10 protein-coding genes are annotated in these 25,741 nt (G+C 72.4%); 7 read left to right on the forward strand and 3 right to left on the reverse strand.

Annotated elements, in window-relative coordinates:
- The 6 genes from AB0G32_RS32220 to AB0G32_RS32245 form a co-directional block, all read left to right on the forward strand.
- Positions 1-3,708, forward strand: a 3,708-nt coding sequence (locus AB0G32_RS32220) for an SDR family NAD(P)-dependent oxidoreductase (RefSeq protein WP_361171415.1), incomplete at its 5' end; no start/stop codon positions are given.
- Positions 3,709-3,726: 18 nt separating this feature from the next.
- Positions 3,727-10,179, forward strand: coding sequence for a type I polyketide synthase (locus AB0G32_RS32225; protein ID WP_361171418.1), 6,453 nt, complete (start codon positions 3,727-3,729; stop codon positions 10,177-10,179).
- Positions 10,180-10,208: 29 nt separating this feature from the next.
- Positions 10,209-18,509 carry a type I polyketide synthase gene (locus AB0G32_RS32230; protein WP_361171421.1) on the forward strand — a complete coding sequence of 2,767 codons (8,301 nt, stop codon included), beginning with the start codon at positions 10,209-10,211 and terminating at the stop codon, positions 18,507-18,509.
- 48 nt (positions 18,510-18,557) lie between these two features.
- Positions 18,558-19,316 carry an arylamine N-acetyltransferase gene (locus tag AB0G32_RS32235; protein WP_361171424.1) on the forward strand — a complete coding sequence of 253 codons (759 nt, stop codon included), beginning with the start codon at positions 18,558-18,560 and terminating at the stop codon, positions 19,314-19,316.
- A 79-nt stretch (positions 19,317-19,395) separates the two neighbouring features.
- Positions 19,396-20,631, forward strand: a complete 1,236-nt coding sequence (locus AB0G32_RS32240; RefSeq protein WP_361171427.1) for an LLM class flavin-dependent oxidoreductase — start codon at positions 19,396-19,398, stop codon at positions 20,629-20,631.
- Between the two features lie 80 nt (positions 20,632-20,711).
- On the forward strand, positions 20,712-21,896 hold the full coding sequence (locus tag AB0G32_RS32245; protein WP_361171430.1) for a cytochrome P450: 1,185 nt from the start codon (positions 20,712-20,714) through the stop codon (positions 21,894-21,896).
- 125 nt (positions 21,897-22,021) lie between these two features.
- Here AB0G32_RS32245 and AB0G32_RS32250 read toward each other — a convergent pair whose 3' ends face one another.
- From AB0G32_RS32250 to AB0G32_RS32260, 3 genes are read right to left on the reverse strand one after another with little or no spacing between them, the layout of a single operon-like run.
- A complete protein-coding gene (locus AB0G32_RS32250; protein ID WP_361171433.1) occupies positions 22,022-22,711 on the reverse strand; it encodes an HAD-IA family hydrolase in 690 nt (229 codons plus the stop codon).
- A 43-nt stretch (positions 22,712-22,754) separates the two neighbouring features.
- Entirely contained in the window at positions 22,755-23,909 is a 1,155-nt protein-coding gene (locus AB0G32_RS32255; RefSeq protein WP_361171435.1) for a Gfo/Idh/MocA family oxidoreductase, read from the reverse strand.
- Positions 23,906-25,072, reverse strand: coding sequence for a DegT/DnrJ/EryC1/StrS family aminotransferase (locus tag AB0G32_RS32260; RefSeq protein ID WP_361171438.1), 1,167 nt, complete (start codon positions 25,070-25,072; stop codon positions 23,906-23,908). Before AB0G32_RS32260 ends, AB0G32_RS32255 begins: the two co-directional genes overlap by 4 nt.
- Positions 25,073-25,290: 218 nt before the next feature.
- Here AB0G32_RS32260 and AB0G32_RS32265 point away from each other — a divergent pair, with 218 nt between their 5' ends.
- Entirely contained in the window at positions 25,291-25,725 is a 435-nt protein-coding gene (locus AB0G32_RS32265) for a type II 3-dehydroquinate dehydratase (protein ID WP_361171441.1), read from the forward strand.
- Positions 25,726-25,741: the final 16 nt, after the last annotated feature.

Below are 25,741 nucleotides of genomic sequence, written 5' to 3' on the forward strand. Positions count from 1 at the left end.
GTCTTCGGCGACGACCCCGACCGCCTCAACCAGACCACACACACCCAGGCCGCACTCTTCGCCGTAGAAGTCGCCCTCTACCGGCTCATAACCTCCTGGGGCATCACACCCGACATCGTCGGCGGACACTCCATCGGCGAAATCACAGCCGCACACATAGCCGGCGTACTGTCCCTCAAAGACGCGGCGACACTGGTCACCACCCGCGGACGCCTCATGCAAGCACTGCCCGAAGGCGGCGCCATGATCGCCGTAGCCGCCGCCGAACACGACATCCCCACCTGGCCCGGCGTGGACATCGCAGCAGTCAACAGCCCCACCTCCACCGTCCTCTCCGGCGACGAAGAACCCGTACTCAAAGCCGCACAAGAACTCGCCGCACAAGGCATACGCACCCGACGCCTCACCGTCTCCCACGCCTTCCACTCCACCCGCATGGAACCAATGCTGCCCGAGTTCCAACACGCACTCGAAAACCTGACCTTCAACACCCCCACCCTCCCCCTCCTCTCCAACACCACCGGACAACTCGCCGACCCCGAAACACTGAGCACCCCCGCCTACTGGACCCACCACATACGCGCAACCGTCCGCTTCGCCGACGGCATCCAGGCACTGGCCGACCACGGCGTCACCACGTATCTGGAACTCGGCCCGGACGGCACGCTGTCCGCGATGGGCCGCGACTGCCTCGACTCCGGTGCGCAGAGCCAGGCGGTGTTCGTGCCCGCGCTGCGCCGCGAGGGCGACGAGGTGCGCGCCGTCCTCACGGCACTGGCCGTCTGTCACACCCGGGGTGTATCGGTCGACCGGTCAGCGCTGCTGGGCCGGACCGACGCCGGCCCGGCCGATCTGCCGACCTACCGGTTCCAGCGGGAGACCTACTGGCTGACGGCGGACGGCGCGGCGACCGGTGACGTGACGGCGGCGGGCTTGGAGGAGACCGGCCACCCGTTGCTGGGCGCGGTGGTCGAAGTGCCGGAGTCGGAGGAGGTGCTGTTCACCTCCCGGCTGTCCCTGGCCACCCACCCGTGGCTGGCCGACCACGTCGCGGCCGGGGCGGTACTGCTGCCCGGCGCGGCCTTCGTGGAACTGGCCGTACGGGCCGGTGACGAGGTGGGGTGCGGCGCGGTCGAGGAACTGGTCATGGAGACCCCGCTGCCGCTGGCCGAGGGCACCGGGGTGCGGCTGCGGGTGTGCGTGGGGGTGGCCGGGGAGGACGGCCGGCGCACGGTACGGATGCACTCACGGACCGAGGACGCGGGCGCCGCCTGGGTCCGCCACGTCTCCGGGACGCTGCGGCCGGTATCCGCGCCGGAGACGACACCGGAGGCCGTGGACCTGTCGGTGTGGCCGCCGGCCGGCGCGGTGGCCGTGGACCCGGCGGACGTCGAAGGGCTGTACGACGGTCTGGAGCAGGCCGGGTACCGCTACGGGCCGGTGTTCCAGGGGGTGCGGGCCGCCTGGCGCGCGGACGGCGCGGTGTACGCCGAGGTAGCCCTGCCCGACGGCCACGAGGACCGGGCGGCGGCCTTCGGACTGCACCCGGCGCTCCTCGACGCCGCCCTGCACGCGGCCGACTTCCAGCACCGCGCCGACCGTACCGGCGCGCACCCGACACTGCCCTACGTGTGGCGCGACGTCACCCTGCACGCCACGGGTGCCACGGCCGTGCGGGTACGGGTGGTCGCGACCGGCGGGGACAGCATGACCCTGCACCTGGCCGACGGGACCGGCGCCCCCGTCGCGTCCGTGGGGTCGATGGTGTCCCGCCCGGTCGAGCCCGCGCGGTTCGCCGGCGGCCCGGCCGCCGAGCACCTGCTGCGCCCGGACTGGGAGGAGACGACACCGGCGGCACCGTCCGCCCCGGACCACGGCACGGAGTCCGTGCCGGTGCCGGTCGGCACGGCGGCGGACGTCCGCGCGCTGGCCGCCCGCGGCGGCGGCCTCACCGGCACGCTGACGGTCGAGCTGACGGAACCCGGCGCCCTGCGCGACCTGACCGGCCGTCTGCTGGCCGTCGTCCAGGCGTGGTCGGCCGAACCGGCCCTGGACGGCACGCGGCTGGCCGTGCTCACCAGAGGCGCGGTGGCCGTGGCACCGGGAGAGGATGTCGACCCCGCGCTCGGCGCCCTGTGGGGTCTGGCCGGGACCGCGCAGTCGGAGAACGCCGGACGCGTCGCCCTCGTCGACATCGACGACGCGCCGTCCTCGCGCACGGCACTGAGCACGCTCGTACCCGCCCTGTTCGCCGCCGCCGAGACACAGGCCGCGGTCCGCGGGGGACGGTGCTTCCTGCGCCGGCTCGTGCGCGCCGAGGCGGCGGGTGCGGCACCCGTGATCGGCGACGGCACAGTGCTCGTCACGGGCGGCACGGGGTCGCTCGGCGCGGTGGTGGCCCGGCACCTGGTGCGTACGCATGGGGCGCGCAGCCTGGTCCTGGCCAGCAGGAGCGGACCCGCGGCGCCCGGCGCGGCCGAACTGGCGGCGGAACTGGAGGCGGCCGGGGCTCGCGTCCACGTGCTCGCCTGCGACGTCGGGGACCGGGAGGCCGTGGCCGGCCTGCTGGCCGGGGTACCGGCCGACGCGCCGCTGACGGCGGTGGTGCACACGGCCGGCGTACTGGACGACGGCGTACTGACGGCGCTGACACCGGACCGGATGGACACGGTGCTGCGCCCGAAGGCGGACGGCGCCCGCCACCTGCACGAACTGACCGCCGGCCTGGACCTCTCCGCCTTCGTCCTCTTCTCCTCCGCGGCCGGCACCTTCGGCAGCTCGGGACAGGGCAACTACGCCGCCGCCAACGCCTACCTGGACGCCCTGGCACAGCGCCGCGCCGCCCGGGGACTCCCCGCGCTCTCCCTCGGCTGGGGCATGTGGGCGCAGGACGCCGGCATGACGGCCGGACTCGATGCCACCGACCACCGCAGGCTCGCCCGCGACGGCATGACACCGCTGTCGGCGGCCGAGGGCATGGCGCTGTTCGACGCCGCACTGGGCGGCGGCACACCCGTACTGCTCCCCATGAAGCTGGACGTGGGCGCCCTGCGCGCCCAGGCCGCCGGCGGACCGGTCCCCCCGCTGCTGCGCGGTCTGGTCCCCCCGCCGCGGCGCGGGCGGCAGCGGGTCAGGCGGGCACCGGACGACGGAGCGGACGCGCTCAGCACCCGGCTGGCCGGCGTGGGCGCCGCCGACCGGCCGGCGATCCTCCTCGACCTGGTCCGGCAGGAGGCGGCCCACGTCCTCGGTCACACCTCCGCCGGCCGCATCGGCCACGGGGCGGCCTTCACCGACGTCGGCTTCGACTCGCTCACCGTGATCGAACTGCGCGACCGGCTCCTCGCCCGCACCGGGCTGCGCCTCCCCGCCACCTTCGCCTTCGACTTCCCGACACCCGTGGCACTCGCCGACCACCTGATCACCCTGCTGGACACAGGCACCGCGGCGGACCCGCTGCTGGGCGAGCTGGCACGGCTGGAGGACCTGGTGGCGGCCCGCCCGGCCGACCGGGCCAAGAACACCGTCGCCGCCGCCCGGCTCCGGGTGCTGGCGGCCCGGCTCAGCACCGTCGCCCCCGGACCGGCCGGCGGCACCGACAGCGTCCAGACGACGCTCGACACAGCGTCGGTCGACGACGTCCTGGCCTTCATCGACGAGGAGTTCGGGATCGTCGACCCGTCGGACCCCAGCCGCGCCCACGAGTGAAGAGGAAGGTGACCCCCGGTGGACAATGACGAGAAACTGGTCCGGTATCTCAAGCGGGTGACCGCCGACCTGCACGAGACCCGGCAGCGGCTCAACCAGATCGAGGCCGCGCGCACGGAACCGGTCGCCATCGTCGGCATGGCCTGCCGCCTGCCGGGCGGTGTCGCCTCCCCGGAGGACCTGTGGAACCTGGTGGCGGCCGGTGGCGACGCCGTCGGCGCCTTCCCCGAGGACCGCGACTGGGATCTGGACCATCTCTTCGACCCGGACCCCGACCACCCCGGCACCAGTTACGTCCGCGAGGGCGGTTTCCTGCGCGACGCGGGCGACTTCGACGCGGGCTTCTTCGGCATCTCCCCGCGCGAGGCCCTGGCCATGGACCCGCAGCAACGGCTGCTCCTGGAAACCTCCTGGGAGGCGTTCGAACGGGCCGGCATCGACCCGACCGCCCTGCGCGGCAAGAACGTCGGCGTCTACTTCGGCACTCTCAACCAGGATTACGCCACCGGTGTCGACGCGGTTCCCGACGGCGTCGAGGGCTACCTGATGACGGGCAGCTCGGCGAGCGTGCTCACCGGCCGGGTGTCGTACGCGCTCGGCTTCGAGGGCCCCGCCATGACCATCGACACGGCGTGCTCGTCCTCCCTGGTGTGCCTGCACCTGGCGGCCCAGGCCCTCCGGTCGGGCGAGTGTTCCATGGCCCTGGCGGGCGGCGCCACCGTCATGTCGACGCCCAGTGTCTTCGTCGGATTCTCCCGGCAGCGCGGCATGGCCGAGGACGGCCGTTGCAAGGCGTACGGCGCGGCGGCGGACGGCACGGGCTGGGCGGAGGGCGTGGGCGTACTGGTCCTGGAGCGGCTGTCGGACGCGGAACGGCTGGGGCACCGCGTACTGGCCGTGGTGCGCGCCAGCGCCGTCAACCAGGACGGCGCCTCCAACGGCCTCACCGCCCCCAACGGCCCCTCCCAGCAACGCGTCATCCACGACGCCCTGGACGCCGCCCACCTCGCCCCCTCGGACATCGACGCGGTCGAAGGCCACGGCACCGGCACCCGACTCGGCGACCCGATCGAGGTGCAGGCCCTGATGGCGACGTACGGTCAGGATCGTGAACAGCCCTTGTGGCTGGGCTCGCTGAAGTCGAACATCGGGCATGCGCAGGCCGCCGCGGGCGTGGCCGGCGTCATCAAAATGGTGATGGCGATGCGGCACGGAATGCTGCCGCGAACCTTGCACGTCGACACCCCGTCACCACAGGTGGACTGGTCAGCGGGCGCGGTGGAACTCCTGACCGAGGAACGGCAGTGGCCGGAGACAGGACGCCCGAGGCGGGTGGGAGTCTCGGGCTTCGGTGTGAGTGGCACCAACGCCCACGTCATCCTGGAACACGTTCCCGAACCCACCCACACCCCCGCCCCGCACCCCGGCGGCCCCCTGCCCCTGCTGATCTCCGCAGCCGACGACCAGGGCACCCGCGCCCAAGCACGACAACTCGCCCACTTCCTCCACCACCAGCCCGACATGGACCTGGGCCAACTCGCCGGACTCCTGGCCCACACCCGCGCCGCACTGCCCAGCCGCGCGGCCATAATCGCCGAAAACCGGGCCGAAGCACTGGCCGGACTGGAAGCCATCGCCGAAGGCACCAGCAGCAGCAGCGGCCGGGCCGACGTGCAAGGACGGGTGGCGTTCGTCTTCCCCGGCCAGGGCACACAGTGGGCAGGCATGGGCGCGGAACTCGCCGACACCTCCCCTGCCTTCGCCCAGGCACTGGCCGAGTGCGCGGCGGTGATGGACGAACTGACCGGCTGGTCCCTCCTCGACGCCATCCACGGACACATCCCCCTGGACCGGGTCGACGTCATCCAGCCCGTGTCCTTCGCGGTCATGGTCTGCCTGGCACGCATGTGGCAAACAGCAGGCGTACGGCCATCAGCAGTCATCGGACACTCCCAGGGCGAGATCGCCGCAGCTCATGTGGCCGGCGGACTCTCCCTCACGGACGCCACAAAAATCGTCGTCCTGCGCAGCCACGCCATCGCCACCCACCTCTCCGGCCACGGCGCCATGATGTCCCTCGCCCTCACCCCAGCCCAGGCCAAAGAACTCACCGCCCCCTACGACCACCGCATCCAGACCGCCGCCCTCAACGGACCGGCATCCGTCGTCGTCGCAGGCGACCCACAAGCCCTCACCGAACTCGCCACCACCTGCGACCAAGCAGGCATCCGCGCCCGCACCATCGACGTCGACTACGCCTCCCACACCACCCACGTCGAAACCATCCAGCAACACCTCACCCACACCCTCGCAGACATCACCCCCACCACCTCACACACCCCCTTCCTCTCCACCGTCGAAGCCGACTGGCTCGACACCACCCACCTCAACGCCACCTACTGGTACCGCAACCTCCGCAACACCGTCCAATTCACCCCCGCCATCCACCACCTCCTCACCCAAGGCTTCACCACCTTCATCGAAATCAGCCCCCACCCCGTCCTCACCACCCACATCGAAGCCACCGCCGAACACACCCCACCAATCCCCCTTCTCATCACCGGCACCCTGCGCCGCAACCAAGGCAACACCCGACAACTCCTCACCTCCATCGCCGAAACATGGACCCGCGGCACCACCATCAACTGGACCACCCTCCTCGGCCACACCACCGAAACACCCCCACACACCGCCTGGCACCTCCCCACCTACCCCTTCCAACACCAGCGGTATTGGCTGGGCCGAGGCGGCGGCACGGCTGACGCCGCGGCGCTGGGACTGGTGCAGGCCGGGCACCCACTGCTGGGTGCTGTGACGGAGCTGCCCGGGTCCGGCGGTCTGCTGTTCACCTCGCGGCTGTCGCTGCGTACGCATCCGTGGCTGGCGGACCACGCGGCGGCGGGAACGGTGCTGTTGCCGGGGGCGGCGTTCGTGGAGCTGGCGGTGCGCGCCGGGGACGAGGTCGGCTGCGGTGCCGTCGAGGAACTGGTGGTGGAGGCGCCGCTGCCGCTCCCCGAGCACGAGGGCGTGCAGGTGCGGGTGACCGTGGACGCGCCGGACGGGTCCGGACGGCGTCAGGTGTCGGTGCACTCGCGCCGCCAGGAGGCGGCCTGGGTGCGGCATGTCAGCGGCACGCTGAGCCCGGAGAGCGGCCCGGTCGGCGGCGGTGTCGAGCCGAACGCACAGGATCTGACGAGGTGGCCGCCCGCCGGGGCGGTACCGGTCCCGGAGGACCGGGTGCGCGGCGTCTACGAGGAGTTGGCGGCGGACGGATACGGGTACGGTCCCGCCTTCCGCGGCCTGCGCGCGGCGTGGACGCGGGGCGACGAGATCTACGCGGAGGTCGCCCTGCCCGAGGAACTGACCGCCGAGGCAGCCGCGTTCGGTCTGCACCCCGCGCTGCTCGACGCGGCGCTGCACGCCACCGCCTTCCGCGACCGCGCCGGCGCCGACGCTGGCCCCGCGTTGCCCTTCGCCTACCGGGGGGTGTCGCTGCGCGCTTCCGGCGCGTCGGCACTGCGGGTACGGATCACGCCTTCCGGGAAGGACGGGGTGGGGGTCCGGCTGGCCGACCCGAACGGCGCGCCGGTCGCGGTGATCGAGTCGCTGGTGTCGCGGCCGGTGCCGACGGGCGGGCTGGACGCCGCCGGCGCCGGCGGACGGACGCCGCTGGAGCAGCTGTTCCTGGTGGGCTGGGAGGAGCTGAGGGTCGCCCCCGCCGCCCCCGTGGAGACGGTCTCCGTACGCACCGCGCAGGACGTGACGCGGGTGACCGGAGCGTCGGCGGTCCTGCTGTACGAACCCGAGGGCACCGACGTGCACCACGTCACCCACCGCACCCTGGAGGTGCTCCAGGCGTGGCTCGGCGCACCCGCGCTGGAGCAGACCCGCCTGGTGGTGCTGACCAAGGGTGCCGTGAGTGTGCGGGACGGTGACCGGCTGAACCCGGCGGTGGCCGCGGCGTGGGGTCTCGTGGGCACAGCGCAGTCGGAGCACCCCGGCCGCGTCATGCTCCTCGACACGGACGCCACGGCGGCCTCCGCCGACACGCTCCCCACCCTCCTGGCCGCCCTGCTCGACGGTGACGAGCCACAGCTCGCCCTGCGTGCCGGAGTCTGCCACCAGCGGCGTCTCACCCGGGCCGGCGCCGACGAAGTCCTGACAGCACCGGCGGGTGAGCCCGCATGGGAGCTGGGCACGCGGGCCCCGGGCACGCTGGACGGCCTGGCCCTGCTGCCGGCGCCGGAGGCACGGGCGGCGCTGTCTCCCGGGCACGTCCGGATCGAGACGCGCGCCACGGGCCTCAACTTCCGTGACGTACTGATGGCGCTCGGCATGTACCCGGGTGAGATCAGCATCGGCAACGAAGGCGCCGGTGTGGTCACGGAGGTCGGTCCCGGCGTCACCCGCTTCGCCCCGGGCGACCGGGTCATGGGCCTCTTCGAAGGCGCGGGCGGCCCCGTGGCCGTAGCCGACTGCCGCACCCTCGCCCCCATGCCGAAGGGCTGGTCCTTCGAACAGGCGGCCTCGGTGCCCTGCGTGTACCTCACCGCCTGGTTCGGACTGCGGGACCTGGCGGGGCTGGCGCGCGGCGAGTCAGTGCTGATCCACGCCGCCGCCGGTGGGGTGGGCATGGCCGCCGTGCAGCTCGCCCGGCACTGGGGCGCCGAGGTCTACGGCACCGCGAGTCCGGCCAAGTGGGACGCGGCGAGCGCCGCCGGCGTACCCGACGGGCGGCTCGCCAACTCCCGCACCCTGGACTTCGAGCGGCAGTTCCTCGACTCGACCGGCGGACGGGGCTTCGACGTCGTCCTGGACGCGCTCGCCGGTGACTTCGTGGACGCCTCGCTGCGCCTGCTGCCCAGGGGCGGCCGGTTCATCGAGATGGGCAAGACCGACATCCGCGACGCCACCGAGGTCGGCGCCCGGCACCCCGGCGTCACCTACCGGGCCTTCGACCTGGCCGACGCGGGCGGCGAACGCATCGAGCGGATACTGACCGAACTGGTCGCCCTCTTCGACCAGGGCGTTCTGACCCCGCCGCCGCTCACCACCTGGGACATCCGGCACGCTCCGGCCGCCTTCCGGTTCATGAGCCAGGGCCGGCACATCGGCAAGAACGTGTTCACGCTGCCGCGCCGGCCCGACCCGCGCGGCACCGTCCTTGTCACCGGCGGTACCGGAGCACTCGGCAAGGTGGCGGCCCGCCGCCTGGTGACCGAGCACGGCGTCCGCCACCTGCTGCTGGCCAGCCGCAGCGGCCCCCGGGCCGACGGTGCCGCCGAGCTGGAACGCGAACTGACCGCCCTCGGGGCGAAGGTTCGCATCGCCGCCTGCGACGTGTCCGACCGGGACGCCGTGGCCGCGCTGCTGTCGACCGTCTCCCCGGACGCTCCGCTGAACGGTGTGGTGCACAGCGCCGGCGCCCTGGACGACGGTGTACTCACCGCCCTGACCGCCGAACGACTGGACACCGTCCTCGCCGCCAAGGCCGACGCCGCACACCATCTGCACGAACTGACCCGGCACTTGGATCTGGCACTGTTCGTCCTGTTCTCCTCGGCCGCCGGCACCCTCGGCAGTTCCGGACAGGGCGGCTACGTCGCCGCCAACGCCTACCTGGACGCCCTCGCACACCAGCGCCGGGCTGAGGGCCTACCCGCCGTCTCGCTGGCCTGGGGCCTGTGGACGCAGGGCGCGGGGATCGGCCTGACCGGTCACCTCACCGGCGCCGACCAGCAGCGGATGGCACGTGGCGGAGTCATCGGGCTGTCGGAGGACGAGGGCGCGGCACTGTTCGACACGGCGCTGCGCCTGCCTCAGCCGGTGCTGCTGCCGATGCGACTGGACTTCGGCGCGCTGCGGGCGCAGGCCGCCACGGGGCCGGTGCCGCCACTGCTGCGCGGCCTGGTCCGGCAGCCCCGGCGCACGGCGGGCACGGCCGCCGACGCCGGTGCCTTCACCCAGCGTCTCAGCCGGGCCACCGCCGAGGAACAGGAACATCTCCTGCTCGGCCTGGTCCGGGAGGAGGCCGCCCGGGTACTGGGCCACGCCACCGCCCACGCCATCGGCCCCGACCTGGCCTTCAACGAGCTGGGCTTCGACTCCCTCACGGCGGTCGAACTGCGCAACCGACTCGCCAACCACACCGGGGTCCGGCTGCCGACCACCCTCGTTTTCGACTATCCGACGCCCGTCGCCCTCGCGCGCCACCTGCGCGCGACACTCGGCCCGGACGACGACACCCCCGCCGGCGCCGCGCCGGGCAGCGAGGAGGACCTGCGCCGCGTGCTGGCCAGGACACCGCTGAGCCGCCTTCGGGAACTGGGCGTCCTCGACGCCCTCATGACGCTCACCGAGGAAGGCCAAGCGGACACGGAGGAGCTGCCTGCGCAGGAGCGGGGACCGGCGATAGCCGACATGGGCGTCGACGACTTGGTGCAACGCGCCATGAGCAAGGCCGGTAAGTGATGACGATGGGGAAGAAGGCGGAGGCCGGGATGACCACTCCCGACGCGAAGGTCGTCGAAGCGCTGCGTGTCACGCTCATGGAGAACGAGCGGCTGGAACGGGAGAACGCCGACATCCGCCGAGGACTGTCGGAACCCGTCGCGATCGTCGGCATGGCCTGCCGCCTGCCGGGCGGCGTGACTTCCCCGGAGGAGCTGTGGCACCTCGTCGCCACCGGCGGCGACGCCATCGGTGACTTCCCGACCGACCGGGGCTGGGACCTGGACCACCTCTTCGACCCGGACCCCGACCACCCCGGCACCAGTTACGTCCGCCAGGGCGGCTTTCTCCACGACGCGGGCGACTTCGACGCGCCCTTCTTCGGCATCTCCCCGCGCGAGGCTCTGGCCATGGACCCGCAGCAGCGGCTCATGCTGGAGACATCCTGGGAGGTCTTCGAACGGGCCGGCATCGACCCGACCGCCCTGCGCGGCAAGGATGTCGGCGTCTTCACCGGTGTCACCTACCACAGTTACGGCTCCGGATCCCGCGTCCCCGAAGAACTCGAGGCGGTCATGGGCACGGGCACCTCGGCCAGCGTCCTGTCCGGCCGCGTCTCTTATGTGCTCGGCTTCGAGGGCCCGTCGGTCGCGGTGGACACGGCGTGCTCGTCGTCGCTGGTCGCCCTGCACCTGGCCGTGCAGGCGCTGCGGGCCGGGGAGTGCTCGATGGCGCTGGCCGGCGGCGTCACCGTCATGGCCAACCCGGGCATCTTCGTCGGCTTCTCCCGGCAGCGGGGCCTGTCGGCCGACGGCCGGTGCAAGGCGTTCGCCGCGTCGGCGGACGGCACCGGTTTCTCCGAGGGCGCGGGCGTGCTGCTGGTGGAGCGGCTGTCGGACGCGCAACGGCTGGGGCACCGGGTACTGGCCGTGGTGCGCGCCAGCGCCGTCAACCAGGACGGCGCCTCCAACGGCCTCACCGCACCCAACGGCCCCTCCCAGCAACGCGTCATCCGGCAGGCACTGGCCGGCGCGGGCCTGACCCCGGCCGACGTGGACGCGGTGGAGGCACACGGCACGGGCACGGCACTGGGCGACCCGATCGAAGCGCAAGCGGTACTGGCGACGTACGGTCAGGACCGTGAACAGCCCTTGTGGCTGGGCTCGCTGAAGTCGAACATCGGACATGCACAGGCCGCCGCGGGCGTGGCCGGCGTCATCAAAATGGTCATGGCAATGCGGCACGGGGTGCTGCCTCGAACGTTGCACGTCGACACCCCGTCACCACAGGTGGACTGGTCGGCAGGCGCGGTGGAACTTCTGACCGAGGAACACCCGTGGCCGCAGACGGACCGGCCCCGCCGTGCGGCCGTGTCGGGCTTCGGCGTCAGCGGCACCAACGCCCACGTAATCCTGGAGGGAGTGGCGGAGAAACCGATCGCGGCACCAGGGCCGGGAGGTGTGGTGCCGCTGGTGCTGTCGGGACGTGGCGGAGCGGGACTGCGGGAGCAGGCGCGGCAGTTGGCCGAGTTCGTACGGACACGTCCTGAGCTGGATCTGGGCGCGATCGCCGCAGGACTGGTGAGCGGTCGGGCGGAGTTGCCGGACCGGGCGGTGGTAATCGCCGAAGACCGGGCCGAAGCACTGGCCGGACTGGAAGCCATCGCCGAAGGTGCCGGCAGCAGCAGCGGCCGGGCCGACGTGCAAGGACGGGTGGCGTTCGTCTTCCCCGGCCAGGGCACACAGTGGGCAGGCATGGGCGCGGAACTCGCCGACGCCTCACCCGTCTTCGCCCAGGCACTGGCCGAGTGCGCGGCGGTGATGGACGAACTGACCGGCTGGTCCCTCCTCGACGCCATCCACGGACACATCCCCCTGGACCGAGTCGACGTCATCCAGCCCGTGTCCTTCGCCGTCATGGTCTGCCTGGCACGCATGTGGGAAACAGCAGGCGTACGGCCATCAGCGGTCATCGGGCACTCCCAGGGTGAGATCGCCGCAGCCCACGTGGCCGGCGGACTCTCCCTCGCGGACGCCGCCAAAATCGTCGTCCTGCGCAGCCAGGCCATCGCCGCCCACCTCTCCGGCCACGGCGCCATGATGTCCCTCGCCCTCACCCCAGCCCAGGCCAAAGAACTCACCGCCCCCTGGAACCACCGCATCCAGACAGCCGCCCTCAACGGACCGGCATCCGTCGTCGTCGCAGGCGAACCACAAGCCCTCACCGAACTCGCCGCCACCTGCGACCAGAACGGCATCCGCACCCGCACCATCGACGTCGACTACGCCTCCCACACCACCCACGTCGAAACCATCCAAGAACACCTCACCCACACCCTCGCAGACATCACCCCCACCGCCTCACACACCCCCTTCCTCTCCACCGTCGAAGCCGACTGGCTCGACACCACCCACCTCAACGCCACCTACTGGTACCGCAACCTCCGCAACACCGTCCAATTCACCCCCGCCATCCACCACCTCCTCACCCAAGGCTTCACCACCTTCATCGAAATCAGCCCCCACCCCGTACTCACCCCAAGCATCGAAGCCACCATCGAACAGACCGAATCGGGACCTGTCCTCGTGACCGGCACCCTGCGCCGCGGTGAAGGCAGCTCACAGCGCCTGCTGACCTCCTTCGGCCACGCATGGACCCGCGGCATCCCCATCAACTGGACCACCCTCCTCGGCCAAGGTCCCGCCTGGAACCTCCCCACCTACCCCTTCCAACACCAGCACTACTGGCTCAAAAGCGCCGCAGCCACCGACACCGTCGGTTCAGTGGCCGACCAGCTGCCAGGCATCGCGGAACCGCCGCCGGACACCGGCGTGCTCATTGCCAGCCTCACCGGACAGTCCGCCCCGGAACAGGAACGCATCCTGCTGGCCACCGTCCGCCGGGAGACCGCGGCCGTCCTGGGGTTCTCCTCGCCGGACGCCATCGAACCGGACATGGTGTTCAACCAGATCGGCTTCGACTCGGCCACCGCCGTCCAACTGCGCAACCGTCTCAACGCCCTCACCGGCCGCACCCTGCCGACCACCCTCCTCTTCGACTACCCGACACCCCAGGTCCTCACCGCCTTCCTGCTGGAAGAGCTGGTAGACGACCTGCCGGCGCCCGCGCCAGTGGTGCCGACCGCGGCCCCGGCGACGACGGACGAGCCGATAGCCATCGTCGGCATGGCGTGCCGGCTGCCGGGTGGCGTGACCACGCCCGAGGAACTGTGGGACCTCGTACGCGACGGCCGTGACGGCGTCAGTGACTTCCCGACGGACCGGGGCTGGGACCTGGACTCCCTCTTCCACCCCGACCCGGACCACACCGGCACCAGCTACGCCAAACAAGGCGGCTTCCTGCACGACGCGGGTGAGTTCGACGCCGGGTTCTTCGGCATCTCGCCCCGCGAGGCGCTGGCCGTGGACCCGCAGCAGCGGCTCATGCTGGAGACGTCGTGGGAGGCGCTGGAACGGGCCGGTCTGGACCCCACCGCCCTGCGCGGCACGGACGTCGGTGTCTTCTCCGGCGTGACCTACCACAACTACGGGTCGGGCGTCGCACCCGTGCCCGCCGAGCTGGAGGGCATGCTCGGTCTCGGCGCCTCGGCCAGCGTGCTGTCGGGCCGGGTGTCGTACGCGCTCGGCTTCGAGGGCCCGTCGGTCGCCGTGGACACCGCCTGCTCCTCCTCTCTCGTGGCACTGCACCTGGCCGCCCAGGCCCTGCGGGCGGGAGAGTGCTCGATCGCGCTGGCCGGTGGTGTCACGGTGATGCCGACGCCCGGCATCTTCATAGCCTTCTCGCGACAACGCGGCATGTCGGTCGACGGCCGCTGCAAGTCCTTCGCGGCGGCTGCCGACGGCACCGGATGGGCCGAGGGCGTGGGTGTGCTGGCGTTGGAACGGCTCTCGGACGCCCGGCGCAACGGCCACCAGGTGCTGGCGGTGGTGCGTGGCTCGGCCGTCAACCAGGACGGTGCCTCCAACGGCCTCACCGCCCCCAACGGTCCTTCCCAACAGCGGGTGATCCGGCGGGCGCTGGCGGAGGCCGGGCTGACGCCGGGTGACGTGGACGCGGTGGAGGCACACGGTACGGGCACGGCACTGGGCGACCCCATCGAGGCCCAGGCGATACTGGCCACCTACGGCCAGAACCGCGAACGCCCGCTGCTGCTCGGATCGTTGAAGTCCAACATCGGACACGCCCAGGCCGCCGCGGGCGTCGCGGGCGTCATCAAAACGGTACTGGCCCTCCAGCACGGAATCCTGCCGCGCACCCTGCACGTCGACACCCCCACCCCGCAGGTCGACTGGTCCGCCGGCGCGGTGGAACTGCTCACGCAGGAACGGGAATGGCCGCACACCGACCGTCCACGCCGGGCCGGCGTCTCCGCGTTCGGCGTCAGCGGCACCAACGCCCACATCATCCTCGAACAGGCGGAGCCCGCCCCCGTCGATACGACATCGACCTGGCCGAAGGACGTCCCGGTACCCCTGCCGCTGTCCGGCCGCGGCACGACGGCCCTGCGCGCGCAGGCACAGCGGTTGCTGTCCTTCCTCGTGCGGCAACCTGAACTGGACCTGCCCGAGCTGGGTGCCGCGCTGGCCCTGGGCCGGGCCGCGCTGCCGGACCGCGCGGTAATCCTGGCCGCCGACCGCAACGAGGCACTGACCGGCCTAGACGCCATAGCCCGCGGCGAAACCGCACCCAGCGTCGTGACCGGCACCACGACACGCGGACGACTCGCCGTACTGTTCACCGGCCAGGGCTCCCAACGAGTCGGCATGGGACGCGGACTGTACGACACGTTCCCCGTCTACCGCGAGGCGTTCGACGAGGTATGCGCCGCCCTCGGCAACGAGACACGCGACGTCGTCTTCGGCGACGACCCCGACCGCCTCAACCAGACCACACACACCCAGGCCGCACTCTTCGCCGTAGAAGTCGCCCTCTACCGGCTCATAACCTCCTGGGGCATCACACCCGACATCGTCGGCGGACACTCCATCGGCGAAATCACAGCCGCACACATAGCCGGCGTACTGTCCCTCAAAGACGCGGCGACCCTGGTCACCACCCGCGGACGCCTCATGCAAGCACTGCCCGAAGGCGGCGCCATGATCGCCGTAGCCGCCGCCGAACACGACATCCCCACCTGGCCCGGCGTGGACATCGCAGCAGTCAACAGCCCCACCTCCACCGTCCTCTCCGGCGACGAAGAACCCGTACTCAAAGCCGCACAAGAACTCGCCACACAAGGCATACGCACCCGACGCCTCACCGTCTCCCACGCCTTCCACTCCACCCGCATGGAACCAATGCTGCCCGAGTTCCAACACGCACTCGAAAGCCTGACCTTCAACACCCCCACCCTCCCCCTCCTCTCCAACACCACCGGACAACTCGCCGACCCCGAAACACTGAGCACCCCCGCCTACTGGGCCCACCACATACGCGCGACCGTACGCTTCGCCGACGGCATCCAGGCACTGGCCGACCACGGCATCACCACCTACCTCGAACTCGGCCCCGACAGCACCCTCACCGCCATGGCCCGCGAGAACCTGGACCCCGAAAGCCACACCACCCTCATCCCCGCACTACGTCGCGACCGCGACGAACCCCGCACCCTCACCTCCGCCCTCGCCCAACTCCACATCGCCGGCGTCCCCGTCGACCTCGGTGCCCTGCACGGCACCACGGCCCGGCCGCCGCTCATGCCCGAGCTGCCGACCTACGCCTTCCAGCGCGCGCACTACTGGCTGACCGGCGAGGGCGGCCCCGGCGCCGCCGGTGATGTGTCGGCCGCCGGGGTGGACGGCCTCGGGCATCCGCTGCTGGGCGCGGTGGTCGAAGTGCCGGAGTCGGGTGAGGTGCTGTTCACCTCGCGCCTGTCGCTCGCCACGCACCCGTGGCTGGCCGACCACGTCGCGGCCGGGGCGGTACTGCTGCCCGGCGCGGCCTTCGTGGAACTGGCGTTGCGCGCCGGTGACGAGGTGGGGTGCGGCGCGGTCGAGGAACTGGTGATGGAGGCGCCCCTGGTCCTCGCGGAGGACGCCGCCACGCAGGTGCGGGTCGGCGTCGCGGCTGACGACGGTACCGGCCGGCGCGCCGTGCGCGTCCACTCCCGTGCCGAGGACGCCGGGCTGGGAACGCCGTGGACGCGGCACGCCTCCGGCACGCTGCGACCTGCGGACGACACGGACACGGACACGATCGCGGCCACGGTCGCGGCCGCGTCGACGGCCGGTCTGTCGGTGTGGCCGCCGGTCGGCGCGGTGGCCGTGGACCCGGCGGACGTCGAGGGGCTGTACGACGGTCTGGAGCAGGCCGGGTACCGGTACGGGCCCGTGTTCCAGGGGCTGCGGGCGGCCTGGCGCGGTGACGGCGCCGTGTACGCGGAAGTGGCCCTCGCGGACGAGCACCGCGACCTGGCGGCGGCGTTCGGGCTGCACCCCGCGCTCCTCGACGCCGCCATGCACACCCTGGCCTTCCACGAGCGTGACGAGTCCGAGCCTCAGCTGGTACTGCCCTTCGCCTACCGTGACGTGACGCTGCACGCGTCCGGTGCCTCGGCGTTGCGGGTCCGGGTGACCCTGAGCGGCCCGCACACCATGACCCTCGAACTGGCCGACGGTGCCGGTGCCCCGATCGCGTCGCTCGGGTCGGTGGTGTCCCGGCCGGTCGACCCCGGGCAGCTCACCGGGGCGGCGGCCACGGCGGACCGGATGTTCCGCGTCGCCTGGGAGGAGGTACCGGCCCGGGGTGAGTCTCTGGCCCTCCGTCCGGTGCCGGTGGCCGACGCCGGCGACGTGCGACGGCTGTCCGCCGCGCCCGAGGCACCCGACACACTGCTGCTGGACCTCCGCGGTGCGGCAGCCGATGTGCGGGAGGTGACCGGACGGGCGTTGCGGGTGGCGCGGGCGTGGCTGGCCGAGCCGTCGCTGCTGTCCAGCCGGCTGGTCGTGGTGACGCGGGGTGCCGTCGCCGTCCGGGAGGGCGAGCCGGCCGACCCGGCAACGGCCGCGGTGTGGGGCCTGATGGCCTCAGCGCAGGCGGAGCACCCGGGGCGGGTCCTGCTGCTCGACGCCGATACGGGTACCGACACCGACTGGGGCACCGAAGCGCTCGCTCGGCTCCCTGCCGCCGACGAGCCGCAGTTGGCCCTGCGTGACGGTCAGTGGTTCACCCGGCGGCTGGTCCGAGCGGCGGCGGGTGACGTGCTGGACGCCGGTCTGGGCGACGGCACCGTCCTCGTCACCGGCGGTACCGGTGCCCTCGGCGCGGTCGTGGCCCGGCACCTGGTGGCGGCGCACGGGGTGCGGAGTCTGGTGCTGGCCGGGCGGCGCGGGGAGCAGGCCCCCGGTGCCGCCGCACTCGCGGCGGAACTGGCGGCGGCGGGAGCCCGGGTACGGATCGCGGCGTGCGATGTCGCGGACCGGGACGCCGTGGCGGCACTGCTGGGCGAGGTGCCCGCCGACGCACCGCTGACCGCCGTGGTGCACGCGGCGGGTGTGCTGGACGACGGCATACTGACTGCCCTGACGCCGGAGCGGCTCGACACGGTGCTGCGGGCCAAGGCCGACGGCGCGCGTCATCTGGACGAGCTGACCCGGAACGCCGGACTCGCCGCGTTCGTCCTGTTCTCCTCCGCCGCCGGTGTGCTGGGCAACCCGGGGCAGGGCAATTACGCCGCCGCCAACGCCTACCTCGACGCGCTCGCCCACCGGCGCCGCGCCGCAGGCCTGCCCGCCGTGTCGCTGGCGTGGGGCATGTGGGAACAGGCCGCCGGTACCGGTATGACCGGGCGGCTCGCGGCCACCGAGCGGCCCGAGCGGCACCGGACGACCCGCGGCGGCGTCGCCGCCCTGGCGCCCGCCGAGGGCATGCGGCTCTTCGACGCCGCGCTGCGCACCGACCGGCCCGTGGTGGTGCCGATGAAACTGGACCTCGGCGCCCTGCGCGCCCAGGCCGCCACCGGGCCCGTCGCCCCGCCGCTGCGGACCCTGGTGCCCCCGGCCCGGCGGGCGCCGGCGGTCGCCGCCGAGGCGGAGCCGGTGTCCGCGCGGCTGGCCGGTCTGGACGCGGCGGAGCGGGAGGGCGTACTGCTCGACCTGGTGCTGCGGGAGGCCGGGCAGGTCCTCGGGCACACGGCGGCCACGGCGGCCACCGCCCTCGACCCGGACGTGGTGTTCACCGAGATCGGCCTGGACTCCCTGATGGCGGTGGAACTCCGTGACCGCCTGGCCCGGCACACGGCGCTGCGGCTGCCGCCCAGCTTCGTCTTCGACCACCCGACCCTGCGGATGCTGGCCCGGCAGTTGCGGGACGAACTGAGCGAGACGAACTGAGCGGCACGAACTGAGCGTTCCGAACAGCGAACGAGGAAGGGATCGCACATGTTCAGCACCGACGCCTACCTGGCGCGGCTGGGATTCGACCGGCCACCCGCGCCCACCCTGGTGAACCTGCGGCGGCTGCACCGCAGTCACCTCACGTCCGTCCCCTACGACACCGCGCACACCCACCGGCTCAGCTCTGTGAACATGGCGGACATCGACGTCGACAAGGCCTTCGACGCCATCGTGCCGACCGGCGCCGGCGGCATGTGCCTGGAGCTGAACACCCTGTTCGCCCGGCTCCTGCGCGAACTGGGCTACGACCTGGACGTGCTCAGCGGCGGCACCTACCTGCCCGGTGACACCTTCGCGCCCGACCCGGAGCACATGCTGATGCTGGTCCGGATCGACGGCGCGGAGTGGCTGGCCGACGTCGGGCACGCCGGGCTCTGCTTCACCGAGCCGCTGCGGCTGGTGGCGGACGAGCCGCAGTGGCAGTACGGCTGCGCGTTCCGGCTGGTGCGACGGGACGGGTTCCTCGTGCTCCAGGCCCGGACGCTGGGACACGACTGGCGCACCACCTACCGTTTCACCACCGCGCCCCGGACCTACGACGCCTGGGAGGGCGTCGGCGACGGCAACGGGCCGGCCATCCTCGCCGCGATGCGCCGCCGCCGGCGGGCCACCGAGCGGGGACAGGTGTTCCTCACCAGCAACATGTTCACGACCGTCGAGGACGGCCACGAGAAGGTCTCCGTCCTCGTCGACCCCGCACAGCGCGCCGAGGTGATCGCCACCTACTGGGAAGGCCGCGACTGACCCGTCCGGTGCCGTCGCCCCCCGCCCCGCCTCCGTCCCCGTTCCCGGCCGACCGCCGGCAGAGGAAAGTGATGCGCCCATGAAGTTCGGCCTGTTGTACGGTGCCCAGCTGCCCCGTCCCTGGACCGAGGACTCCGAATACCGGCTCTTCCACGACATGCTGGCGGAGATAGAACTGGCCGACCGGCTCGGCTTTGACCACGTGTGGTGTCCCGAACACCACTTTCTGGAGGAGTACTCGCACATGTCCGGGCCGGAGGTATTCCTCGGCGCGGTCAGCCAGCGCACCAGCCGTATCCGGATCGGGCACGCCATCGCCCTGATGCCGCCGGGTTTCAACCCGACCGCGCGGATCGCCGAGCGGATCGCCACGCTGGACCTGCTGTCCGGGGGACGCGTGGAGTTCGGCACCGGCGAGTCCACCACCCCCACCGAGCTGGAGGGGTTCGGGGTGGAGCGTGCCGTCAAGCGGGACCAGTGGGCGGAGGCGGTGGACGCCGTGGCCCGCATGTTCGTGGAGGAGCCGTTCGCCGGGTACGAGGGCAAGTACGTCTCGGCGCCGGTCCGCAACGTGCTGCCCAAGACCCGGCAGAAGCCGCATCCGCCGATGTGGATGGCCTGCGGCAACCGGGATGCCATCCGGCTCGCCGCCGCCAAGGGGCTCGGCGCGCTCAACTTCTCCTTCTTCGGCCCGGCCGAGACCAAGAAGTGGGTCGACGCCTACTACGAGGGCATCGAGTCGGCGGACTGCGTGCCCGCCGGGTTCGCGGTCAACGCGCAGGTCGCCGCGACCATCCCGATGTTCTGCCACCAGGACGAGGCGACAGCCGTGGAACGCGGCGCCGACGGCGTCCAGTTCTTCAACTTCGGGCTCGGTTTCTACGCCGGTTTCGGCGCCGCCGCCCCCGGCCGGACCCGGCTGTGGGAGACGTTCCAGCGCGACCGCGACCGCTACGGCATGGGCCGTGCCGCCTTCGGCAAGCCCGGTATGCCGCTGGGCAATCCGGCGCGCGGCGCGGTGGGCACCCCGGAGCAGATCCGGCGGTTCCTGCGGCAGCACGAGGAGGCCGGCCTCGACCAGGCGATCTTCCTAGTGCAGGGCGGCGGGACCCGGCACGAGCACGTCTGCGAGTCGCTGGAGCTGTTCGCCCGCGAGGTGATGCCCGAGTTCAAGGAGCGGCACGAGCGGGCCGAGCAGGCGAAGGCCGCCCGGCTGCGGCCCGCCCTCGACGCCGCCCTGGCCCGGCGTGAACCACCCCGCACGGCCGACCCCGCCTACGTCATCCCCGCCCGCAGCCCCAACCCGGCCCCCTGACCCGTTCACCAACCCACTCACCAACCCGCTCACCGACCCACTTTCTGGCCCGCTTACTCACGAGGAGATCGCGTAGCGCCATGGCTCAGACACCGGAAGAAGAGATGCGCATCCTCGATCCGCAGAGCGTCGCCGAGGAGCTGCGCAAGAACGGTCCGCCGCGGCGGATCGAGATGCACGGCACCGCCGCGTGGCTCGTGTCCCGGTTCGACGAGGTACGTGAGTGCCTCGCGCACCCGAAGATGAGCCCGGCCGCCGCCTACGCCGCCGCACAGGGGCAGACGACCCCGGTGAGCGGGCTGTTCGAGGACACCCTGATGGGCACCAACCCGCCCGAGCACACCCGGCTGCGCCGGCTGCTGGGCACGGCGTTCACCGCCCGCCGGGTGGAGGCCCTGCGGCCGCGCGTGCGGGAGATCACCGACGGTCTGCTGGACGCCGTCGCCGCCGACGGCCGGGCGGACCTGGTCTCCGCGCTGGCCGTCCCGCTGCCCATGCAGGTGATCTGCGAGCTGCTCGGCGTGCCCATCGCCGACCGCACCGAGTTCCACCAGTGGGCCGACCTGATGCTGCTGCCGCCCTTCGACCCGGAGGCCGCCGCCCGCTCCGCGGACGCCTCCGCGAAACTGTGGTCGTACGTGGAGAACCTGGCCGAGGAGCGGCGCGAGGACCCCAGGGACGACCTGATCAGCGCGCTGATGTCGGCGCACGAGGACGACCGGCTCAGCCACCGCGAGGTGGTCGCCACCGCCCGCATGATGCTGATCGCCGGCTACGAACTGACCGGCAGCTTCATCAGCAACGCCGTCTTCTCGCTGCTGACCCGCCCGGACCAGCTCGACCTGGTGCGCGCCGACCCCGAGCTGGCCGGCCGGAACCTGGACGAGCTGCTGCGGCACGCCGGGCCCGGCATCCTCGTCGTGCGCTTCGCCAACGAGGACGTCGAGATCGGCGGCGTCACGATAGCCGCGGGCGAGCAGGTGCTGCTGGACATGGACGCCGCCCACGCCGACCCCGCGCACGTCACCGACGGAGAGCGGCTGGACCTCACGCGGGGCAACGTGCTGCACCTCCAGTTCGGCCAGGGCGTGCACTACTGCATCGGCGCGCCGCTGGCCCGGGTGGAGGCGGCGACCGCGCTGGAGAGCCTGTTCCGGCGCTTCCCCGACCTGCGGCTGGCCGTACCGGCCACCGAGGTCGGCGCCAAGCCCAACCCGTTCATCCGCTCCCTGACGTCCCTGCCGGTGGAGTTCACTCCCCGGTGAGGACAGGCGACGGCGGTGCGCGGGGCTGCCGGTCGGTCCCGGCCTCCCTCCGCACCGCCGTCGACGCGTCCGGGGCGTCCGGCACCCGGGGTGCCGGACGCCCCGAATGCCGGACGCCCCGAGTGTCAGGACACCGGCACCGCCGGGCACAGCGCCAGGAGTTCCGCCGGGTGACGCAGGACGACATCGGGGTCCGCGGCGAGCAGCGTCGCCTCGTCCGTCTCGCCCCACAGCGCGGCCACCGCGGTGACACCCGCGCCGCGGGCGCTGGCGAGGTCGGTGACGGCGTCACCGACCATCACCGTCCGCCCGGGGTCGGCGCCCAGCAGCTCCATCGCCTTGAGCACGATGTCGGGCGCTGGCTTGGGCCGCGCCACCTCGTCCGAGCCGAGGACGGCGTCGAACCGGTCGCGGATGCCGATCGTGTCCAGCAGTGAACGGGCCCGCCGGCCGCTCTTGCCGGTGGCCACGGCCAGCCGTACCCCCCGGCGGCGCAGCTCCCCCAGCAGCTCCGGCACGCCGTCGAACACCTCCACCCGGTGGGCGAGCCGGTAGCTCTCGCGGACAAAGGGTTCCTCCATCTCCAGCGGCAGCCCCATGATGCGCATGATGTCGGGGAAGTAGCGGCCCAGGTGCCGGTTGTACTCCTCGAACGGCGGCTCGCCCGGGCCGACGACCTCCGCGTAGGCGAGGGTGAACGCCTCGCGCATCACCGCGAAACTGTCGACGAGGACGCCGTCGAGGTCGAAGACCACCGAGGTGACCTCCGAAGGGGAAAGAACGGAAGGAACGGCAGGAACGGACTGGCTGTTCATCGGGGACTCCCGTGGAACGTGGTCACGGCGCACACCGGTGCGGTCACACCGGAGCGGACTCCCGGACCTTTTGGACGGTGCGGGCCGAGGTGTAGACCCGCTCGATGGCGCCGATGGTGCGGCGCGCCTCGTCGATCGCCCGGCCCCGTGCGGCCGGGTCGTGCAACAAGCTGGGCAGCAGGGCGAGCTGCCGGTCGTACTCGGCGCCGACGCGTTCCGTGGGCACGGCGAGCCGGCGCGTGCTGCCGTCGGCGGTGCGGGTCAGCGTGGACTCGCGGAGGCGGTTGGGGCTGAACCCGAAGGTGCAGCACAGGGTCGCGCTGCCCGCGCTGCCCTCGACGGTGACGCGGGTGGTGTCCACCGCCTCGTGCGAGGCCCAGCTCGCGTGCAGGACGACGGACCGGCCGTCGTCGGTGACGAGGAAGCCGCGCGCGGTGTCCTCGACGTCGGTGCCGCCGCCCCCGGCCGCGTCGCCATCGCCTTCGCCGCTGCCTTCGGCATCGTTGTCGTCGTCGCGCCAGGCGGCCCGGGAGGACGCCTGGGTGATGAAGTCTGCGGAGACGGTGCCGATGGCGTGCCGGAAGGCGGCGGTGCCCAGCAGCGGTACGGCGATGTCGAGGAGGTGCCAGCCGAGGTCGACCAGGGCCCCGCCGCCCGCGAGCGACCGCTGGGTGAACCAGCCGCCCCGGTCGGGCACCCCGCGCGCCCGTACCCAGGCCAGTTCGACGTGCCGGACCTCGCCCAGGCGTTCGGCGGCCCGGTACAGGCCGCGCACGTCGGCGCGGTGGCGGGCCGCGCTGCCGGCCAGCAGTACCGTGCCGCCCGCGCGTTCGGCGGCGGCCAGCCGTTCCGCCTCCTCGGAGGTCAGGCAGACCGGCTTCTCCAGGAACACCGGGATGCCCTTGGTGAGCAGTTCGCAGGCGACGGCGCAGTGCAGGTGGTTGGGGACCGCGACGACCGCGAGGTCCACCTCGGCGGGGTCGAGGTCGGCGACGGCCGCCAGCACCGACAGCCCGGCCGCGTCCGCCTCCTGGGAGCCGGCGACGGCGGCCCGGCCGCGCTCGTCGGGATCCACGGCGGCGGTCACGGTGAAGGCGGGGCTGCGCAGCAACCTGGGCAGCCAGATCGAGCGGGCGGCCCAGCCCAGGCCGATCACGGCGGTGCGGACGGGCGGCAGCGCCGGGGACGGGGCGCTCATGCGCCAGCGAGCACGTCGGCGACGACGGCGGCGATCTCGTGCATCTGCTCCTCGCTGCCCAGCAGCGTACGGTGGTGCAGCCACACGGAGTCCCGGGTGAGGGCCTCGGAGTGCGGGCAGCGGCGGGCCAGTTCCTCGACGGTCAGCTCCGGCGCCGCGAACTCCCAGAAGGCGTCGGTACGGTAGACCGCGCGGAACCCGACGAACGCGGGCAGCCCCCGCTCGATGAGGGTGTCCACGACCCGCGCGCGTCGCTCCTCGGTGATGCCCGGCACCCGGAACATCGCCATGTAGTGCGGATTGCGGTCACCGCGCTCGTCGAGGGCCTGCGGGACGACGCCGGGGATCTCGGCCAGCAGCCGGCTCAGCACCGGCCAGCGTGCCTCGCGGATGTCGATCTGCGCGTCGAGCCGGGCGAGCTGGGCGCGCAGCACCGACGCGGAGAACTCGTTGAGGCGGAAGTTGGAACCGGACGTGCGGTGGAAGTAGCCGCGGTCGGTGCGCGGCCGGCCGCAACTGTGCCGTACGAAGCCCTTCTCGTACCCCTCCGCGTCGGGGAAGAGCACCGCGCCGCCCTCACCGGCGGTCATCAGCTTGCCGTTCTGGAAGCTGAACGCCGCGACCGAGCCCAGCTCCCCGACCCGCTGGCCGCGCCACCGCGCGCCCTGCGCGTGGGCCGCGTCCTGGACCAGTGGTACGCCCGAGTCGGCGGACAGCTTGCCCAGCGCGTCCATGTCGCACATCTGGCCCGCCATGTGCACCGGCATGATGGCCGCGGTCCGCGGCCCGATCGCGGCCTCGACCGCCGCCGGATCGACGCAGTACGTACCCGGGTCGACGTCGACCGGCACGGCCACCGCGCCCAGCCGCTGCGCGGCCTGCGAGGAGGAGATGAAGGTGAACGCCGGGACGATGACCTCGGAGCCGGCGCCGACGCCGAGCACTTCGAGGGCGAGTTCCAGCGCGTGGGTGCCGTTGGTGACCGCCAGGGCGTGCGGACTGCCGTGGGCGGCGGCGAACTCGGCCTCGAAGGCGTCCACCTCGCCGCCGCCGATCCGCCACCACTGGCCCTGTTCCAGCGCCCGTATCAGGCCCTCGCGTTCCGCGTCGTCGTACTGCGGCCAGCCGGGCAGCTCGGATTCCAGACGCACACCCTTGCTCATGTTTTCCCCACTTCCCTCGACACTTCCCTGGACGCGATATGCAGAGGCGATCGCTTTAACACGCTAACCGGCCGACGGCAGCCGCACCATTCCCCCTCAACACCCCCCTAGCAGCCCCTTAAAACGCCTCCCGGGGATTCGGCGGGCATTCTGCGAGGTGTGCGCCGCGCGGCCCGTGCTATAGATGGAAGTCCGTGACGAACCGGGTGAGGTGCGCTGTGAGCAGGCTGTTGTTGGTGAACGGGCCGAATCTCGGAATACTCGGAACCCGCCAGCCCGAGATATACGGAACCGATACTTTGCAGGACATCGAACGCTGGGTGGGAGAAGAGGTCGCGGAACGCGGCTGGAAAGTGGACTCCTATCAGTTCGACGGTGAGGCGGAGATCATCCGCACCATTCAGGGGAACTACGACACCGTCGGCGCCATCATCAATCCGGCCGCCCTGATGATGGCCGGCTGGGGTCTTCGCGACGCCCTGGCGAACTATCCGCGGCCGTGGATCGAAGTGCACCTGTCGAATGTGTGGGCCCGTGAGCAGTTCCGCCACGAGTCGGTGACCGGGCCGCTGGCGTCCGGCGTCATTTTCGGGTTCGGCGCGCTGGGGTACCGGCTCGCCGCCCGCGCCCTGCTCGAGAAGGTGCCGGCCTGACCGCCGGAGCCGCCGG

Origin of the sequence: Streptomyces sp. NPDC023723, assembly GCF_040639815.1 — a bacterium.
Lineage (GTDB): Bacteria > Actinomycetota > Actinomycetes > Streptomycetales > Streptomycetaceae > Streptomyces.

Excerpts from the sequence above, each read along its gene's own strand:
- AB0G32_RS32240 (WP_361171427.1), top strand. The coding sequence starts at position 19,396 with ATGAAGTTCGGCCTGTTGTACGGTGCCCAGCTGCCCCGTCCCTGGACC.
- AB0G32_RS32235 (WP_361171424.1), top strand. The coding sequence starts at position 18,558 with ATGTTCAGCACCGACGCCTACCTGGCGCGGCTGGGATTCGACCGGCCA.
- AB0G32_RS32245 (WP_361171430.1), top strand. The coding sequence starts at position 20,712 with ATGGCTCAGACACCGGAAGAAGAGATGCGCATCCTCGATCCGCAGAGC.
- AB0G32_RS32250 (WP_361171433.1), bottom strand. The coding sequence starts at position 22,711 with ATGAACAGCCAGTCCGTTCCTGCCGTTCCTTCCGTTCTTTCCCCTTCG.
- AB0G32_RS32230 (WP_361171421.1), top strand. The coding sequence starts at position 10,209 with ATGACCACTCCCGACGCGAAGGTCGTCGAAGCGCTGCGTGTCACGCTC.
- AB0G32_RS32260 (WP_361171438.1), bottom strand. The coding sequence starts at position 25,072 with ATGAGCAAGGGTGTGCGTCTGGAATCCGAGCTGCCCGGCTGGCCGCAG.
- AB0G32_RS32255 (WP_361171435.1), bottom strand. The coding sequence starts at position 23,909 with ATGAGCGCCCCGTCCCCGGCGCTGCCGCCCGTCCGCACCGCCGTGATC.